This window comes from Algoriphagus halophilus, from assembly GCF_900129785.1.
GTDB classification, from domain to species: Bacteria; Bacteroidota; Bacteroidia; order Cytophagales; family Cyclobacteriaceae; genus Algoriphagus; species Algoriphagus halophilus.
Map to the genome: position 1 here is coordinate 390,739 of NZ_FSRC01000003.1, position 16,952 is coordinate 407,690.

Here is a 16,952-nt window from a genome sequence, read left to right on the forward strand (position 1 = left end):
AAGGTAGATAGTTGTCATACTAACTATTAAAATACGAAATAAATGAGTAAAAGTATCTTGGTCACAGGAGGCACAAAGGGCATAGGAAGGGCCATTATCGAGCGTTTTGCAAATGAGGGGTTTGATGTGATTACCTGTGCTAGAAATGAAGAGGAACTAGCCTCCTTGAAAGCTTCTTTAGAGGAAAATCATGCTCTGATCCATGTTTTGGCCGTGAAAGCTGACCTTTCCAAAAAAGAAGAAGTGTTGGAGTTTGCTGAAAAGGTAAAAGCTTTTGGAGTTCCTGATGTGTTAGTGAACAATACGGGGGTTTTCCTTCCAGGAGCAATTTTGGATGAACCGGAAGGTAATTTTGAGCTGATGATGAATACCAATTTATACTCAGCCTACTATTTAACTCGTGCGTTAATAGCTGGTATGGTAGCCAGAAAAAGTGGTCATATTTTTAGTATGGGCTCCATTGCTGGACTGACAGCCTATGCCAACGGAGGCAGCTATGCCATTTCTAAATGGGCGATGTTAGGAATGACCAAATGCCTTAGAGAGGAATTAAAAGATGATCATATAAAAGTTACTTCCATTCTTCCTGGAGCCACATATACAGCTAGTTGGGAAGGGGTAGACTTGCCGGAAGAAAGGTTTATGAAAGCGGAAGATGTAGCAGAATCTGTTTGGTCTGCTTATAACCTTTCACCCCAAACTGTTGTTGAAGAATTAGTGATCAGACCCCAATTAGGAGATATTTAATTATGGAGCCAATTATAAAATCGCAGGATCAATTGTATTGCAATAGCCTTACTTCCTATTCGAGAAGGAAAACCATTCCTGTCAATGTAGGAGGGGTGTTGATCGGTGGGGATAATCCCATTGTGGTGCAATCCATGACGACCGTGGATACCATGGATACCCAAGGGTCCGTGGAGCAATGTATTCGAATGATTGAATCAGGTTGTCAATTGATACGTATTACGGCTCCAAGTATTAAAGAGGCAGAGAATTTAAAAAATATCAAAGATGAGCTACGTAAAAGAGGTTATAGTACCCCTTTAGTAGCAGACATTCATTTTACTCCCAATGCGGCAGAAGTTGCTGCAAAAATAGTGGAGAAGGTTCGAATCAATCCGGGTAACTATGCGGATAAAAAGAAATTTGAAGTCATAGAATATACGGATGAATCTTACCAGGAGGAATTGAATAGAATCCGCGACCGATTCTTACCATTGGTAAAGATTTGTAAACAGCATGGTACTGCCATGAGAATTGGTACCAACCATGGTTCTCTTTCGGATAGAATTATGAGTCGCTATGGAGATACTCCTTTGGGAATGGTGGAATCTGCACTGGAGTTTTTAAGAATTTGTGAGGACGAAAACTATCATGATATTGTCATTTCTATGAAGTCCTCCAATACGCAGGTGATGGTGCAGGCGTATCGTTTGTTAGTTCAAAAATTAGACGAAGGGGGCTTCAAACCTTACCCTCTTCATTTGGGAGTAACTGAAGCAGGTGAAGCGGAGGATGGAAGGATTAAGTCCGCAGTAGGAATTGGTACCTTGCTGGAAGATGGGTTGGGTGATACAGTTCGGGTTTCCTTAACAGAGGATCCGGAATTTGAAGCGCCTGTAGCCAAAGCATTGATTGATCGGTATTCAAATCGGACTCCTCATGCAGAAATAAAGAAAATAGACGAATATCCTATTCATCCTTTTGACCATGAGAAACGACATTCCTACGAGGTTTTCAATTTTGGAGGGCATCATGTCCCTAGGGTCATCACAGATATATCTAAAATCGAGAAAATTACAGAGAAGGAAATAAAGCAAACCGGGCATTTCTATTTACCGGAATTGGACAAATGGAAAATGAATGATCAAGGTTGTGATTTTGTTTTTTCAGGCTACAACCCCATTCCGTTTATGTTGCCAAATGGGATGAAGGAAATTCAATATGTAGCCATTTGGAAACAACAATCAGATCAAATCAACAAGTTTCCGTTGTTTAACTTGGCTGAATATGTTAGTTCTTCGGTTTTTCATTTAGAGCTGAATTTCCTGGAAATTTTTGATACCGAAATAGAGGAAGTCATTCCTCTTGTTGCCAATAGAAAGGACACGGTGTTAATTTTGAAAACTTCCAATAAGCATGCGATGCCTGCTTTAAGGAGGGCTTTTGTCAGCCTTATGGAATCAAATACTGAGATACCTGTGGTGGTAAAAATTGCCTATCCAGATCAGGATCATGATTTAACCATGTTATATGCTGCCACTGATGTTGGAGGCTTGCTAATAGATGGCTTAGGGGATGGAATATTTATTTCTTTGGAAAAAGAAAACCAGACGGATCGACAGGAGGTTTTGGACCAAGTAAAATTGCATAATTCTGTAGGCTTTGGGGTACTTCAGGCAGCAAGAACAAGAATGTCCAAGACGGAGTACATATCTTGTCCTTCTTGTGGTAGAACCTTGTTTGACCTTCAGGAAACTACTGCCATGATCCGAAAAAGAACAGATCATTTGAAAGGTGTGAAAATTGGAATTATGGGTTGTATCGTGAATGGACCTGGAGAAATGGCAGATGCAGATTATGGATATGTAGGTTCAGGGAAGGGAAAAATTACCCTTTACAAAGGAAAAGAAGTGATGAAAAGATCAGTTCCTTCAGAACGTGCGGTAGATGAACTGATAGAGATTATTAAAGAAGATGGGATGTGGAGTGAATCCGATTCGATTTAAATAAACTTATTATTCCATTTTCCTGTTGAATATTCAAATTCAGAAACTATGTCAGAAAATAATAAAGTTAAAGAGTTCTTTAAGTTAGGCGAAGTTGGAAATTACTTTGTGCGAGTTTTTCAAAAACCTGACCCAAGCCAAAAATCCAACTTGAATTTGAGAATGATGCATGGTATCAATAAGATTTCCATCATTGTTTTTATTTTGGCTTTGATCGTTTGGACCCTTAAAAGATTTATATAAGATTAATCGAGTACCCTAGTAAAAGGTCATCTGAATTTCCAGATGACCTTTTTTTGGACTAAATTTTAAAGAAGATTTTTTTGCGGTAAAGAAAATAGCAAAGACCCCACATGGCAGCCAAGGTACAGAATGCTGTGATGATATCTAATGAATGCTCTCCAAAACCAATTGGCTCAAGAAAACCGGTGGTGAAAATCCCTATAGTACTATTAAGCCAGCGATGTCCGAGTATTTCTGCAAACAGGTAAATGAAGATGGAGTTCATTCCTACTATGATGAAAGGAAAAGCTTTGGATTGGTATTTTTTTACGTCAATCAGCCAGTAGGAAAAAGCTAAGGCCAATAAAGCCCATCCACCAGAAGCAAATGCGAAGGAGCTGGTGCTGATTCTCTTAATAATAGGAGTAATTCCGATCAAGTCAAGCCCATATCCTAAGATTAAGCCTATAATTCCTCCAATAACAAATGTCTTAATTTTATCTTTCGGCAGACTTTTGGATAAAAGGATATTTCCGCAAATAGCTCCCCAAATGGTATGTGCCGCTGTAGGAATGCAGTTGATTGCTACCCAGCCCCCATTGTTGATCTTACCCATCAAAATCATGTCGATATAGTTACCGAAATTCGTTCCATGTTCATAAGGAACTTCGGGGTTATACCATCTATAAAGAACTTCTGTAAGGGCTAATAAGGCTATGGAAACTCCCAATTGAATTTTCCAGGATTTCTTAAGGAGGAAGAAGGTTACTAAAATCGTGAAGGAAAGTTGGGTCAATACATTCCAAAGTTCAAATACTAATTTACCTGCATAGATGCAATGGAGTCCAGTGCCAAATAGAAATAACAATAGACATCTTTTAAGGATATGTCTTGTTACTTTGGATCGGTCTTCATGATTTGCTAGTCGTTTATTCAAAGAGAAGGGCATTGCTACACCTACTATAAACATGAAAAAGGGTTGGATCAAATCCCAAAATCGAAGTCCGTTCCAAGGATGGTGAGTAAACTGCGTGAAAAGGGAATTTAAAAATCCAGGTTCCGGAAAAGCCTCTAATAAACTATGATAAACTGAAGCAGCTTCTGCCACTAACAGAAACATGGTCAGCCCTCTAAAGGTGTCCAGTGAAACAAGCCTTCCAGACTTGATTAAAGTTGAATCCATTTGGTTGTAGGTTGGGTTTTACCCTAAACTAACCAAAATAGATAAATATGGCCTTGCCAATAATATAAAAAGCTTTGCCCCATTTGGACAAAATCACAATTCGTGATTTTTAACCTTTTTTCTTTCCAAAAATCCGCTGAAAAGGGGCAAGATTTTGACCTATGAAATCTTCAGGATAGTGTTCTTCATCGGGAAGCCCTACTGGAAGATTTTCATCATCAGAAGGCCAATAATTAGTCTTAAAAATAAAGTCCCAAAGACTTAAGGAGATCCCGTAGTTAAACCCATTTGGATGGGATTCAGGAAGTTCTTTTGCATGATGCCAAAGGTGCATTTGGGGCCCATTGATAATATATCGGAGAGGCCCTAATGGAATATATAAGTTGGAATGACCCAGTTGCCCTACCACAAGTGTGAAAATATGGACAATGAAAAAGTCTGTAATCCCCACCCCAATCATAGCCAAAGGGATATATTCCAGTGTCCTATACAAGATATTTTCCATCCAATGGTATCTCAGTAATGCCGCAAAGCCCATTTCTCGGGTGCTGTGATGGACTTTATGAAATTCCCACATCCAGCCAACATGATGATACATCATATGAATCGCCCATTGCATAAAGTCTCGTACGATGAAGATGATAAATAATTGAACCCAGACTGGGAGTTGATCGATTTTGATCGCAACGGTATTGGTTATTCCAAATAGTCCCAGAAAATCATTGAAGGCTTCTACTGCGACCATTGAAAGCGCATTGTAAGCCACAAGGGAAAAAAGGAAATAATTCCAGAAAAGGTAGAAAATGTCCAGCCAAAAATGTTCTCGGATAACGGGTTGGTTTTTTCTCCAAGGGAAAAATACTTCCAGCAGCCAAATCACAAAAGAGGCTCCAATGAGCCAATAGAAGTAATTATGCCATGAAGGATTTAATATTTCATTTACCAAATAATTCCAATAGCCATAATAGCCGTCAGAAATTGCTTTGATGTATTTTTCCATGCAACAAAGATGTTTATTTTATCCTAACCCTTACGTGACATCCCTCACAAAAATATTGCTGAATATGAAATTGTCTTTTGATAAATTTAAATTGAGATAAAGATTCAGATCGAATTCTTTATTTTCAATGAATTATTGAAGCTCAATGACATTAACCTATTATCGAGATTATTGTTTGTCAAAACCCGGTACCACCGAAGATACTCCATTTGATGAGGATGCACTTTGTTTTCGGGTAGGAGGAAAAATATTCTCCATTACTTCTATCAGTCAATTTCAGTACATCAATCTTAAATGTGATCCTGAGAGGTCCATAGAGTTACGTGAGCAGTACGAAGGGATAACTCCTGGATATCATATGAACAAAAAACAATGGAATTCTGTCAGTACCACTGGCAATGTTCCAGATCCTTTGATCCTTGAATTGGCAGATCACTCCTACGAACTTATCTTTGCTAGCCTGCCAAAGAAAATCCAGGCAGAAATACGCCTATGAGTTACTTTTCCGTTCGTCATGTGTCAAAATCCTATGACCAGAACCCAGCCTTAGTTAATTTTTCACTAGAACTAAATAAAGGAGATTTCCTTTCCATCGTTGGAGCGAGTGGATCCGGGAAAAGTACCCTTCTAAGAATTATGGCAGGTCTAGAGATCCAAGATGAAGGAGAGGTCCACCTAGATGGAGAGTTGATATTAAACCCGAAGCATAAATTGGTTTCAGGCTATGATGAAATCAAATTGATCCATCAAGATTACCATTTGTTTCCAAATTCCTCAGTAGAAGAAAATATTGCTCGTCCGCTGCTTCATTATGAAAGGGAATATGCAAAATCCAGAGTGGAAAATCTTTTGAATTTATTGGGTTTAAAAGCGTTTAGAGATCGATATCCAAGACAGCTTTCAGGTGGACAGCAGCAGAAAGTGGCTATAGCCAAAGCATTGAGTGTAGAGCCTGAATTATTATTGCTGGATGAGCCTTTTAGCTCTTTAGATACCATTCAAACTCACCAATTGATATTTGAGTTAAAGGAATTATTTCAGGAATTGGGGACTACTGTGATTTTTGTGACTCATGACTTGGATGATGCGCTCAGACTTACCGATAACCTTTTGATTTTGCAAAAAGGGAAAACCGTTCAGCAGGGGACTTCTCAAGAATTGTGTGAACACCCTATGTCTAAGTACGTTGCTCAGCTGTTTAGCCCTATCAACCTCATTCCAGATCGATTTAACTCATATATAAGACCTTCCAATGTCAAGTTAAGAACCAAAGGGCCACTTCTTGGACATGTAGTGGACACTCGTTATTTGGTGCATTTTAATAGCCTGCAAGTTCGGTTGAAAAATGGGGGTGAAATTTGGGAAGTAGATGATCCGCTCCGCAAATTTAAAATTGGTGACAGGGTATATCTTCAGTTTGATGAGGATAAAGTCATGGTATTGAAAAAGTAATAATCTAATATCTGATTAATCGTGTGGCCGCTGACTTATGCAGGTTTAAAATTAAAGTTTAATCTCGTAAATTTTCCATTGACAATACAAAGGCAGCCATGGCCTTTGAATCTTCAACGGTTAGATTAGGATGGGCTGACATAACAGGATATCCCCATGATCCATTTCCTCCAGATATGATCCTTTGAGATAGTAAATCTATGTAAACCTCTTGGTAAGGATACCTTTTTGAAATGTCTAAAAATGCTGGTCCCTTTGCTCTATTTTCAATTTTATGGCAGTCTAAACAATCCGAATAAGCGATTAGAATTTCTCCTCTTTTAACTAAGGAGGTGTCAATTTCTTCATCTTGACCCTCAATCACCCGAAAGTAATCATCTGCTTTTGAGCTGATCACTTCATTTTCAATTGATTTCTTCTTATCAATAGAAGTACACCCTACAAAAGACAAAAAAAGAAGGAGGAATATTCTAGTCATTGGCCAAAGATGTTTGTGAAAATATAATAAAGAAAGGGCATGAATTAATTTTCATGCCCTTCATATTTAATAGAATAAGAATAATTCTAATGGTCAGTTCCATGTTCTCCATGAATGTGTCCATGCTCTATCTCTTCTTTAGTTGCTTCACGGACTTCTATTACTTTTCCATCAAAGTGCAAGTCAAAGCCGACTAAAGGATGGTTGAAGTCCAACAGCAAATCCTCTCCTAAATCCTTTAAGATTTTTGCCTGCATAGGGTATCCGTTTTCATCCATGAGAGGAAGAAAGTTCCCTTCTTCAAGCATTTCCTTTTTAAACCCTTGCTCCCCCGAAAACTGAGATTTGGGAAGGTTGATGATTAATTCATCATCGGCTTCACCATATGCTTCCTCCACAGAGAGGGTAAATGAAAATTCCTCGCCTTCTGATTGACCACCCAACAATTCTTCAAATTTACCGGGAAGTCCACTTTGTCCGAAAAGAAAATAGAATGGGTCTTCTGTGTCTCTAACTTCTACGGAGAAAGGAGCTGATTCAATTTCATCTTCAGTCTTACTTACCTTTAATTCGTAAGTAAGCCCAACCACCTTATTGTTTTCAATTTTCATATCTTCTTTATTTAATTCCATGTCTTAATCGGATACTTAGTCTTTCCTTGAGAATTTTCCATTTGTTTCTTGGGGTGGAATGTTCCAAAGGTTTCTGAGATCTGAAGACAAAATATTGGTAATCTTTTTCTTCAAAAAAGACGGAATAGGTTTCCATTTTTTCAAGGTAAAAACCACTAGAGGTAATGCTTTTGATTAAGTCTCCCGAGTCTAAAGGCTGATCGATCACCTGAAGTTTTTCAGGCTCATTTTGAATCATCCATTGCAAATACCTTGGAGCAGGTATGTGAATAAAAATCACGGAATCCTGATGTGAATGTTCCTGAATAGTTTGAAATAAACGTGGATGCTGATCCACTGGAATATGTTCCAATACATCCGGAAAGACAAAGAAGTCAAATTTCTGATTGGTTTTGTGAAAATCAGACATGTCAGAAACTTCAAACTTTAAGTTGTCAAAACCCTTCCAGATCACTTTGGCTTTATCTATACTTTCTGGACTGATATCTACAGCCAATACTTCACCTTTTTTAACCTGACCTGCAATTAGGCTACTAACTGTGCCAATGCCACAGCCTACTTCAAGTACGCGATGATGTTCTTTAAGACCGGCAGCCATTACCTTGTCCAGAATACTAAGATGCCTGGAGTTGATTCCAGTCTTTTCCTGTTTTTCGGAAAACTGGTCGTAGTAGCTGATGATTTTGTCTTTAGGCTCTTCCATTTTCTTCTTTTATAGTGAAGTATACACCGCCAATTAATCCTAAAATGATCAGGTATTGGAAGATGATCATAGGTGTTTTGGTTTTGGTATAGCTGCTTGGGGCAAAATGAAATTCAATTTCATGCTGACCGGCAGGAATAGTTAACCCTCTAAGCAAATAATCAGTTCTTAAAATTTCGGATTCTTGCCCATCAATTGTCGCTGTCCATCCCACAGGGTAGTAGATTTCTGAAAATATAGCCAATCCTCCCTGGCTCATATTGGCGGTATAGGAAAGATGGTTTGGCGCATAGGAAGTTAACTCAATGGTTCCAACTCCTGTAGCAACTTGACCAAATTCATCTGTGTTAATCGTTGCTTCAGTTTTAGTGTTGATTTCTCCCAGTACTGTGATCTCTTCCAAATTTGAATCAACACTGCGTACACTAGAAGGAATCCATGCAGGCCCATTTGCTTCAGGGTTTTCAAATACTGAATTGGCTGCTTTTCCAGCAATGATGTATTTGGTGTTGAGCATATTAAATGTTTGGATGCCTGAAAAATCGAAGTCTCCCTCCTGAGCTTTGGTGACAAAATTATTGAGCTCACTGGAAAGTCTGTAATCGATCAGGTCTTGGAAACGTCTCAATTTGGCACCATGATATCCTCCAATGGCGTGGAATCTATAACTCGCTTTTCCTGCTGATTGTATCCCTTCTGTTAAATCCAAAACTCGGAAATAGGATTCATCCTTTAAGATTTCAGTTTCAGCCGGGGTTTCAGCAAAATAGGTGTTGGTTGGACTCTTTTCAAAGGAGTCCGAATTTAAATAAGGGCGATTGATGGTCCAAAGGTCAAATAGGACTAAAATAAATAGACCTGCACCAAGAATAAGATCGCTCACTTTTCCTTTGACCGTAAAATAACTCAAGGCAAAGGCAGCTGCTAAGAATCCTAAGCTCTTTAATGCACTGGATTGTAGCATGGCCTTTCTATCTTCTCTCAATGCCCCAAGAAGCCAATCAGGGAGCCCCTGATCTGCCGCTCCTTCAAATCGAAACATACCAGCACCTAGGACAAAAAGTAAAATAAGACCACCAGTTACAGCTCCTGCCATATACAGTGACTTCAATTTTTTCTCTTTGACAAGTTTTTCTAATGAGACCATTCCTAAAACAGGAATAGCAAACAAGGTCATACCCAAAGCCATGGAAACTGCTCGAAACTTGTTGTATCCAGGCAAGTAGTCAAAAAGCACGTAATTGAACCAGGACAAGTTTTTACCCCATGAAAGCATCAAAGAGAAGACGATAATTGCACCAAAGATGACTAGAGTTTGCTTAGGTGCTGCCCAGATCCCTAAAACTGCTAAAAAGACTAGTATTACTCCTCCATAAATAGGTCCTCCAGTAAAAGGTTGGTCACCCCAATAAGTGGGCGCTCCTTGAACAAAACCATTGATTTGAGCAGGGTCTAAGCCTTGTTGTCTCAGTACTTTTTCTGAAGCTGAATTTTTGGGTAAAGGAGTATTGGATCCGCCTCCATAAAAATCAGGAATCAAAAAAGTGAAGGATTCCATAATTCCGTTGGACCATCCAAAAGCATATTCTTTATCGAGTCCAGCTTCTTTTGTTTCAATAGTTATCTCGCCCCTTGTGGAATAGGTAGAGTATTCCAACGCAGTCGCCAGTCTACCTATATTTCCTCCAATGGCTAATATGGCACCGATGGCTAAGATTCCTACTGTTTTGGCCATTGGAACTAGACCTTCTTTCTTCCATTCAAAAATAACTCTTACCAAAACGTATATTCCTGCCATCAGGAATGTGTAGTAAGTGATTTGAACGTGATTGAATTTGAATTGTAGGAGAAGGCCTAAAGCCAAAATGGATGCACCTAGGATTCTCTTTTTTTCAAAGGCCAAATGAATGCCTAGAATAATGAGAGGGATTAAACATTCTGCCCAAATTTTAGCGTTATGTCCTGCAGCTAAACTGAGTAAATTGTAGGTGTTAAAGGCAAAAGCAACACTGCCTAAAATGGCAAATATTGGCCTTACCCTGAAGCTTAACAATAGAATGTACATTCCCACCATTCCAAAAAACAATCCATTGACAGGGTGAGGTAATCCCAAAGAAAGGATGGAGACTAAAGCATTGGTGATGTCTCCGGGGAAATCCATGCTTATAAAATAGGCAGGCATGCCACCAAACATGCTGTTGGTCCAAAGCGCTTCCTCACCGGTCGCTTCTCTGAAATCCATTGTTTCTTTTGCAGATCCTTCCCATTTCAAGATGTCACCTTGAAATATAACCTGGTTTTCAAAAACCACTGGGGAAAAATAGATCGCAACAATGGCGTAAAATAGGGCAATTCCCACTGCGTGAGGGAGAATGTCTTTCTTAAAATCTATGGTCATGAAAAAGAAATTTCGAGGATTTTTTAGATGCAGCCGCAAATTAGGAATTTAAAGGCAAAGAGTCCTAATCACATTATTTGCTTGGTGGCAGTATTAGATGAAATGATGCTTTCTATCCCTGATGAAAATCATTACTTTTGCCACAAATAGCCGCAATAGGAATGTTTGATAATTTAAGTTTAAAATTAGACCGGGCTTTCAAAACGCTGAAAGGTACTGGTACGATCACAGAAATAAACGTAGCCACCACGGTTAAGGAGATAAGAAGAGCCTTAATTGATGCTGACGTTAACTATAAAGTAGCGAAGGAAGTAACTGATACGATCAAAAAAGAGGCACTTGGTCGCGATGTATTGATTTCAGTTTCTCCAGGTCAGTTATTGGTTAAAATCACACAGGAAGAGCTGACCAAACTCATGGGTGGCACCAAAGTGGAAATCAATTTATCTGGAGACCCTTCTGTAGTATTGATTTCTGGTCTTCAAGGTTCTGGTAAAACTACTTTTTCAGGGAAATTAGCAAGTTTACTTAAGAAACAGGGTAGACAAGTTCTTTTAGTGGCTTGTGATATTTACAGACCGGCTGCGATTGACCAGTTGAAAGTGCTAGGTGAGCAAGTAGGGGTTGAGGTGTATGCGGAGCCAGAAAATAAAAATGCATTAGAAATAGCAAACAATGCGATCGCATATGCTAAGAAATCAGGGAAGAAAACCGTGATTGTCGATACAGCAGGTCGTTTGGCTGTGGATGAGCAAATGATGCAGGAAATTGAGGAGTTGAAAAAAGAGCTCAATCCTTCCGAGACCTTGTTTGTTGTTGACTCCATGACTGGTCAAGATGCTGTAAATACCGCAAAAACTTTTGACGAGCGTTTAGATTTCAATGGGGTGGTGTTGACGAAATTAGATGGTGATACCCGTGGTGGTGCAGCTATTTCTATTCGTCACGTAGTCAATAAACCAATCAAATTCATCTCTACAGGTGAAAAGATGGAGAATATTGACGTATTCCACCCAGATAGAATGGCCCAACGTATTTTGGGTATGGGAGATGTAATCTCCTTAGTAGAACGTGCTCAGCAATCCTTTGATGAGGAAGAGGCCAAAAGGATCAATTCAAAAATCCGAACCAACAGTTTCAATTTTGATGATTTCCTTTCTCAACTAGAGCAGGTGAAGAAAATGGGTAATATCAAAGATTTGATGGGAATGATCCCTGGTATGGGCAAGGCTATGAAGGGCTTGGATATTGATGATGATTCTTTCAAACCTATAGAAGCTATTATCAAAAGTATGACCCCTTTGGAAAGGCAACAACCTGATGTGATCGATGGAAGTAGAAGAAAGCGTATTGCAAATGGATCAGGAAGGACCATTACTGAAGTCAATAATTTGATGAAGCAATTTAGCGATATGCGTAAGATGATGAAGCAGATGAATAAAATGGGCGGGGCTAAAGCAGCCATGAGCCGATTGATGCCAGGAGGCAAAAGATAAAAGTAAAAAGGGAGCTTCAAGCTCCCTTTTTTAATTCTTTAATTCATCCATTTGCTTAGAAACTCAAGGAAAGCTTCTTTGTAATTATCTCCTACGGCAATGTGGTGTTTTCCAATCTGAATTACATTTTTTGAAACCGAATCAATATGATCTAATGAAACAATATAGGATCGGTGTACCCGCATAAAGTGGGAGGAAGGGAGTAGCTCTTCCATACTTTTCAAACTTGTCAAAGAGAGTAGAGGGTTGGGCTTGGAAATTAAATGAACTTTGACATAGTCCTTGTAAGCTTCTACGTAGGCAATATCTTTTAAAATCACTTTCACCAACTGATACTCCACTTTTAAAAAAATGTATTCGGGAACAGCATTAGACTCAGCTAGATTACTGCTGATAGGTGTTGCGGAGTTTAACTTTTCAAAATAGCTAAAAGCCTTTGTGGCAGCATTTAGAAATTCTTCGTAGCTATAAGGCTTTAGCAAATAATCCAAAGCTTCCACTTTATAGCCCTCTATGGCGAATTGATGGTAAGCTGTGGCAAAAATGATTCTTGTCTTATCAGAATTCTTTTTTCCATCCAATACCCTAGCAAGTTCCATCCCGGAAAGATCAGGCATTTGGATGTCCATGAATATTAACTGGACTTCATTTTGGTTGATAAAGCCTAAAGCTTCGATTCCATTACTGAACCGGCCTTCTAGTTGTAGGAAAGAGGTTTGCTCAATGAACTTGCAGATCAAGTCGAGGGCTAATGGCTCGTCATCTATCGCTACACATTTGAGTTTCATGCAAGATTAATTGTAAGGTTTACCCAATACTCATTATTGGATTCTTCTTTACCAAATTTAAGCCGATGTTTTTCAGGATATAATAAAGCAAGCCTTCTCTGAGTATTGACCATGCCAATCCCATTTTCTTTAGCTTCAGGGCTATCTGAGTGGATAGGAAAAATTTGATTTCGAGTTTCAAAAAATAAGGTTTCACCCATTACTTCCAGACGGATGGTTATTTCACATTCCTTCTGACTACTGATTCCATGCTTAAAAGAGTTTTCTAAAAAAGGAAGCAATAACATAGGAGCAATGATATGATCATCTTTGGGCTCTTCTATTTTCAGATTTAATTTGACATTATTCGAAAGCCTCATCTTCATTAACTCAATATAGTCTTGAATAAAGTTGACTTCTTTTTTTAGTAGCGTGACATCCTTTTGATTTTCATACAGTACATATCGCATCATTCTAGAAAGTTTTAATAAAGCTTCCTGTGCTTTTTTCACATCTAGATTGGTGAGTGAATAGATGTTATTTAAGGTGTTAAAGAAGAAATGAGGATTGATCTGTGCTTTTAAATAGGATAGTTCTGTATTGATTTTCTGCTTTTCAAGATCTTGACGTTCCACTTCATCCCGCTGCCATTTTTGTACCAATGCCAAAGAAGTACTTAATCCTATAGATACCATATATAATAGAATCTGGAAGACATCTCCTGGCAACCATCTTCCCCTTGGTGAATAGGGCTTATTTGGATTGAAGAATTCATGCATCTTTTGGGGATACTTAATGAATTGCTCAAAATAAATAATGGAAAAGTAAAAAAGGATAGCCCCTCCCACCACCAATAAGATGTATTGATAGTTTTTTCCTTTAAGAAGAATCCTCGGGACGGTGATGGAAACATTGGAGTAGAAAACTCCAATGAGGAATATGATGAGAAAAACCTGCTTATACCAAAATGCATCTGGTAATTCATTATCTCCCATTCTCCAAGATAGCGGAGATAGCAAGATTAGAATGATGCAGAGCATCAACCAACCAAGTATATGGACGATAAATGAAAGGTTCTTTTTTGAGCTAAATGGAGGCATTTGTTTGTATTTCGATCTGAAACTAAGGAAAAGTCCCTAAACACCTAAAATAAAATCTACCAATCTAAGAATTACATCTCTAGAACATCCATTTGAATAGATAAACCCGTTTATCGGCTGATTTTTGGGTTTAATCCGGCGGTTTCCCTGTTTAGTCGATAAAACTAAAGGAATGGTCTATTACACCGTTAGAGTGTAAAACAATCGGTGTTGTTTTGCTGTACATAACTGTGTAAAGCAACTCAGCAACAACTATCATGAAGAAATTATTTTACTTAACCTTAATTTTTAGCACCATTACTTCGGTGGGGATTTTTGCCCAAAGTACTGATGGGGATAAAAAAACTCCTGCAAGGATTATTGGAGTAGCTAAAGATCAAAATACCGGAGAGGCCGTTCCTTATGCGACTGCCGCTCTTTATAAAGCTGGTACAGAAGAAAACATTGCCGGTGGTGTGGCTGATGATGAAGGGAAGTTCTTTATCACAGGAATGAAGCCAGGATCCTATACTCTTAAAGTAAGCTTTTTGGGATTCGAAACTCAAACAGTAGATAATATTCAGGTTACTTCTCCCAATGGAGATGTGAATCTAGGAGATATTCTTATGGCAGATGAAGGGGTAGCTTTGGAAGAAGTTACTGTCCAAGGCCAAAGAGAATTGATCGAAGAGCGAGTAGATAGAACCATCTATAAAGCAGAAAATGACAAAACTACGGCTGGGGGAGATGGTACAGATGTTCTTAGAAGGGTTCCAATGCTTTCAGTTGATTTGGATGGTAACGTATCCATGAGAGGAAGTAGTAATATCACGGTTTTGATTGATAACAGACCTTCTGCCATTGCGGCAAGCAGTATTACAGATGCATTGAAGCAGATTCCTGCTGATGAAATTAAGGCTGTAGAAGTAATTACTTCGCCTTCCGCTAGGTTTGACGCAGAAGGAACATCTGGGGTGATCAATATTGTGACTAAGAAAAATAACCTTCAAGGTATGTCATTGAATGTTCGTACTGGAACTGGCTTAAGAGGTTCTGATTTAGGTTTGAACGCAAGTGCCAGAAAAGGAAAGTTCGGATTTACTCTTGGAGGTTTTGGCCGTGCAGGGTATAATGTTTTAGGAAGTTTCGAAAACAACCAAGTACTGACCAACCCAGATAATTCTATCTCTACCATTTCTCAATCTGCTGATACGGAAAGAACCTACATGTTTGGTAGATACAATTTTGGAGTGGATTACGAAATCGACAAATACAATTTCTTGACTGGTGCTGTGAACTTTGGTATTAGAAACTCCAAAAATAGCCAAGACAACTTCTTGACTCAAAATTATCTTAATGGAGATTTGGTGAGAAATGCCTTAAGAGAAACTAACTCCAAAGACAATTCTAACTCGATCGACCTGAGTTTGAACTATACCAGAACTTTTGAAAAGAAAGGAAAGGAAATCAGTTTATTGACTTTGTATAGTAGAGATAACCGTGAGAGCTCCTTTATTAACACCTTATTTAATGAAGATTTCCAAACTATTGATTCTAGGTTGAAGAATGACAACCCTAGCAAGAATGAGGAATACACAGTTCAATTGGATTTTGTTGAGCCTTTAGGAAAAGATGGTAAGTCCATCCTAGAATATGGAGCAAAAAATATATTAAGAAAATCAGTTTCTGATTTCACGTATTACCAAGCAGAAGGAGCAGATGGGGAATTTGTGATCAATCCAGATCCAAACATTTCCAATGCATTTAATTATGATCAAAATGTAACTGCTGGGTATGTTTCTTATACCGCTACCTTATTTAAAAATTATACCATCAAGCCAGGATTAAGGTATGAATACACAACCATTAATGCAGATTTTGAAACAGAAGCAGCTGCAGATATCCCTTCTTATGGAACCTTCGTGCCAAGTGTAAACTTGAGCAGAAAAATGAAGAATGGCAACCTGATCAAGGCAGCATATAATAGACGTATTTCTAGACCTTCCATGAGATACTTGAACCCTAATTTGGATGTTTCTAACCCAACACAATGGTCTCAAGGTAACCCAACATTGGATCCAGAATATACAGACAATTACGAAATTGGATATAGTACCTATTTCAAAGAGACGATGTTAAATTTCACAGGTTACTTCAGAAATACTACGGGTTCAATTCAAGCAGTTAGAACAATTCAAAATGATGGAGTGATATTCACTACTTATGAAAACATTGGAGAGGAGCAAGCAATTGGTGTGAATATCTTTACAAATATCAACATCAGTAGCAAGTTCTCTTTGAACGGTAGTATTGAAACATATTACTCTATGCTTGATAATGGTTTGACCGATCCTCTATACGCTGCATCTAATCAAGGGTTTGTAGTTTCAGGTCGTATGTTTGGTAACTATTCCTTACCAAAAGACTGGCAGATTCAATTGTTCACATTTGCTAGAGGTAGTAGAGTTCAGCTTCAAGGTACTTCTGGTGGTTTTGCAGCTTATGGTTTAGGTATCAACAAGCAGTTTAACGAGAAGAGAGGAAGTATTGGATTTGGAGCAGATAACTTCCTGTCTAAAGAGTTTACAGTAAGAAATGAAATCGTTACTCCTACGATCGTTCAAAACAGTACGAACGTGATGCGAAACATGAATTTCAAAATCAACTTTAGCTACAGAATAGGAAAGTTGAGTATGGATCAAAGATCAAGAAGGAAGAAATCCATCAATAATGATGATCTGAAAAGTGGAGGAGATGGAAACGATATGAACCAAGGTGGTGGTGCTACTGGGGTTTCAAATAATAAATAA

General features: G+C 38.5%; 15 protein-coding genes. 7 read left to right on the plus strand and 8 right to left on the minus strand.

Features of this window, described 5'->3' with window-relative positions; all coding sequences use genetic code 11:
* The first annotated feature begins 42 nt into the window (after positions 1-42).
* From BUR11_RS18380 to BUR11_RS18390, 3 genes are read left to right on the plus strand one after another with little or no spacing between them, the layout of a single operon-like run.
* Complete coding sequence (locus BUR11_RS18380; protein WP_074226475.1) at positions 43-747, plus strand: SDR family oxidoreductase; 705 nt, start codon at positions 43-45, stop codon at positions 745-747.
* Between the two features lie 2 nt (positions 748-749).
* Entirely contained in the window at positions 750-2,732 is a 1,983-nt protein-coding gene (gene ispG, locus BUR11_RS18385) for a (E)-4-hydroxy-3-methylbut-2-enyl-diphosphate synthase (protein WP_074226476.1), read from the plus strand.
* A gap of 48 nt (positions 2,733-2,780) precedes the next feature.
* The gene (locus BUR11_RS18390; protein ID WP_074226477.1) at positions 2,781-2,975 is read left to right on the plus strand and encodes a DUF6728 family protein; all 195 of its coding nucleotides are present in this window, start codon (positions 2,781-2,783) and stop codon (positions 2,973-2,975) included.
* 58 nt (positions 2,976-3,033) lie between these two features.
* Here BUR11_RS18390 and BUR11_RS18395 read toward each other — a convergent pair whose 3' ends face one another.
* Both BUR11_RS18395 and BUR11_RS18400 read right to left on the minus strand, forming a co-directional pair.
* Positions 3,034-4,137, minus strand: coding sequence for an acyltransferase family protein (locus BUR11_RS18395; protein WP_074226478.1), 1,104 nt, complete (start codon positions 4,135-4,137; stop codon positions 3,034-3,036).
* A gap of 109 nt (positions 4,138-4,246) precedes the next feature.
* Positions 4,247-5,137, minus strand: a complete 891-nt coding sequence (locus tag BUR11_RS18400; protein ID WP_074226479.1) for a sterol desaturase family protein — start codon at positions 5,135-5,137, stop codon at positions 4,247-4,249.
* 145 nt (positions 5,138-5,282) lie between these two features.
* On the opposite strand from BUR11_RS18400, the gene BUR11_RS18405 reads away from it, so the two are divergent.
* Together BUR11_RS18405 and BUR11_RS18410 are read left to right on the plus strand one after the other, a co-directional pair.
* A complete protein-coding gene (locus BUR11_RS18405) occupies positions 5,283-5,633 on the plus strand; it encodes an MmcQ/YjbR family DNA-binding protein (RefSeq protein ID WP_074226480.1) in 351 nt (116 codons plus the stop codon).
* Positions 5,630-6,589 carry an ABC transporter ATP-binding protein gene (locus tag BUR11_RS18410; RefSeq protein WP_074226481.1) on the plus strand — a complete coding sequence of 320 codons (960 nt, stop codon included), beginning with the start codon at positions 5,630-5,632 and terminating at the stop codon, positions 6,587-6,589. Before BUR11_RS18405 ends, BUR11_RS18410 begins: the two co-directional genes overlap by 4 nt.
* A 58-nt stretch (positions 6,590-6,647) precedes the next feature.
* Here BUR11_RS18410 and BUR11_RS18415 read toward each other — a convergent pair whose 3' ends face one another.
* The 4 genes from BUR11_RS18415 to BUR11_RS18430 form a co-directional block, all read right to left on the minus strand.
* Positions 6,648-7,067 (minus strand): c-type cytochrome, encoded by a 420-nt coding sequence (locus BUR11_RS18415; RefSeq protein ID WP_074226482.1) that lies wholly within the window; start codon positions 7,065-7,067, stop codon positions 6,648-6,650.
* Positions 7,068-7,153: 86 nt separating this feature from the next.
* Positions 7,154-7,678, minus strand: a complete 525-nt coding sequence (locus BUR11_RS18420) for an FKBP-type peptidyl-prolyl cis-trans isomerase (RefSeq protein WP_074226612.1) — start codon at positions 7,676-7,678, stop codon at positions 7,154-7,156.
* A 7-nt stretch (positions 7,679-7,685) separates the two neighbouring features.
* Positions 7,686-8,402 (minus strand): class I SAM-dependent methyltransferase, encoded by a 717-nt coding sequence (locus BUR11_RS18425; protein ID WP_074226483.1) that lies wholly within the window; start codon positions 8,400-8,402, stop codon positions 7,686-7,688.
* Positions 8,389-10,800: a YfhO family protein gene (locus BUR11_RS18430; RefSeq protein WP_074226484.1), complete on the minus strand. Its 2,412-nt coding sequence runs from the start codon at positions 10,798-10,800 to the stop codon at positions 8,389-8,391. Before BUR11_RS18430 ends, BUR11_RS18425 begins: the two co-directional genes overlap by 14 nt.
* 161 nt (positions 10,801-10,961) lie before the next feature.
* Between BUR11_RS18430 and ffh the strand changes: the two genes are divergently transcribed.
* The gene (gene ffh / locus BUR11_RS18435; RefSeq protein WP_074226485.1) at positions 10,962-12,296 is read left to right on the plus strand and encodes a signal recognition particle protein; all 1,335 of its coding nucleotides are present in this window, start codon (positions 10,962-10,964) and stop codon (positions 12,294-12,296) included.
* 38 nt (positions 12,297-12,334) lie between these two features.
* Here ffh and BUR11_RS18440 read toward each other — a convergent pair whose 3' ends face one another.
* Positions 12,335-13,084: a LytR/AlgR family response regulator transcription factor gene (locus BUR11_RS18440; RefSeq protein WP_074226486.1), complete on the minus strand. Its 750-nt coding sequence runs from the start codon at positions 13,082-13,084 to the stop codon at positions 12,335-12,337.
* Positions 13,081-14,163 carry a sensor histidine kinase gene (locus BUR11_RS18445; RefSeq protein ID WP_074226487.1) on the minus strand — a complete coding sequence of 361 codons (1,083 nt, stop codon included), beginning with the start codon at positions 14,161-14,163 and terminating at the stop codon, positions 13,081-13,083. The genes BUR11_RS18440 and BUR11_RS18445 overlap by 4 nt, the downstream gene beginning before the upstream one ends.
* A 257-nt stretch (positions 14,164-14,420) precedes the next feature.
* Between BUR11_RS18445 and BUR11_RS18450 the strand changes: the two genes are divergently transcribed.
* Positions 14,421-16,952 (plus strand): TonB-dependent receptor domain-containing protein, encoded by a 2,532-nt coding sequence (locus BUR11_RS18450; RefSeq protein WP_074226488.1) that lies wholly within the window; start codon positions 14,421-14,423, stop codon positions 16,950-16,952.

Coding starts and splice junctions, on each gene's coding strand:
- BUR11_RS18380 (WP_074226475.1), top strand. CDS start 43: ATGAGTAAAAGTATCTTGGTCACAGGAGGCACAAAGGGCATAGGAAGG.
- ispG (WP_074226476.1), top strand. CDS start 750: ATGGAGCCAATTATAAAATCGCAGGATCAATTGTATTGCAATAGCCTT.
- BUR11_RS18390 (WP_074226477.1), top strand. CDS start 2,781: ATGTCAGAAAATAATAAAGTTAAAGAGTTCTTTAAGTTAGGCGAAGTT.
- BUR11_RS18395 (WP_074226478.1), bottom strand. CDS start 4,137: ATGGATTCAACTTTAATCAAGTCTGGAAGGCTTGTTTCACTGGACACC.
- BUR11_RS18400 (WP_074226479.1), bottom strand. CDS start 5,137: ATGGAAAAATACATCAAAGCAATTTCTGACGGCTATTATGGCTATTGG.
- BUR11_RS18405 (WP_074226480.1), top strand. CDS start 5,283: ATGACATTAACCTATTATCGAGATTATTGTTTGTCAAAACCCGGTACC.
- BUR11_RS18410 (WP_074226481.1), top strand. CDS start 5,630: ATGAGTTACTTTTCCGTTCGTCATGTGTCAAAATCCTATGACCAGAAC.
- BUR11_RS18415 (WP_074226482.1), bottom strand. CDS start 7,067: ATGACTAGAATATTCCTCCTTCTTTTTTTGTCTTTTGTAGGGTGTACT.
- BUR11_RS18420 (WP_074226612.1), bottom strand. CDS start 7,678: ATGAAAATTGAAAACAATAAGGTGGTTGGGCTTACTTACGAATTAAAG.
- BUR11_RS18425 (WP_074226483.1), bottom strand. CDS start 8,402: ATGGAAGAGCCTAAAGACAAAATCATCAGCTACTACGACCAGTTTTCC.
- BUR11_RS18430 (WP_074226484.1), bottom strand. CDS start 10,800: ATGACCATAGATTTTAAGAAAGACATTCTCCCTCACGCAGTGGGAATT.
- ffh (WP_074226485.1), top strand. CDS start 10,962: ATGTTTGATAATTTAAGTTTAAAATTAGACCGGGCTTTCAAAACGCTG.
- BUR11_RS18440 (WP_074226486.1), bottom strand. CDS start 13,084: ATGAAACTCAAATGTGTAGCGATAGATGACGAGCCATTAGCCCTCGAC.
- BUR11_RS18445 (WP_074226487.1), bottom strand. CDS start 14,163: ATGCCTCCATTTAGCTCAAAAAAGAACCTTTCATTTATCGTCCATATA.
- BUR11_RS18450 (WP_074226488.1), top strand. CDS start 14,421: ATGAAGAAATTATTTTACTTAACCTTAATTTTTAGCACCATTACTTCG.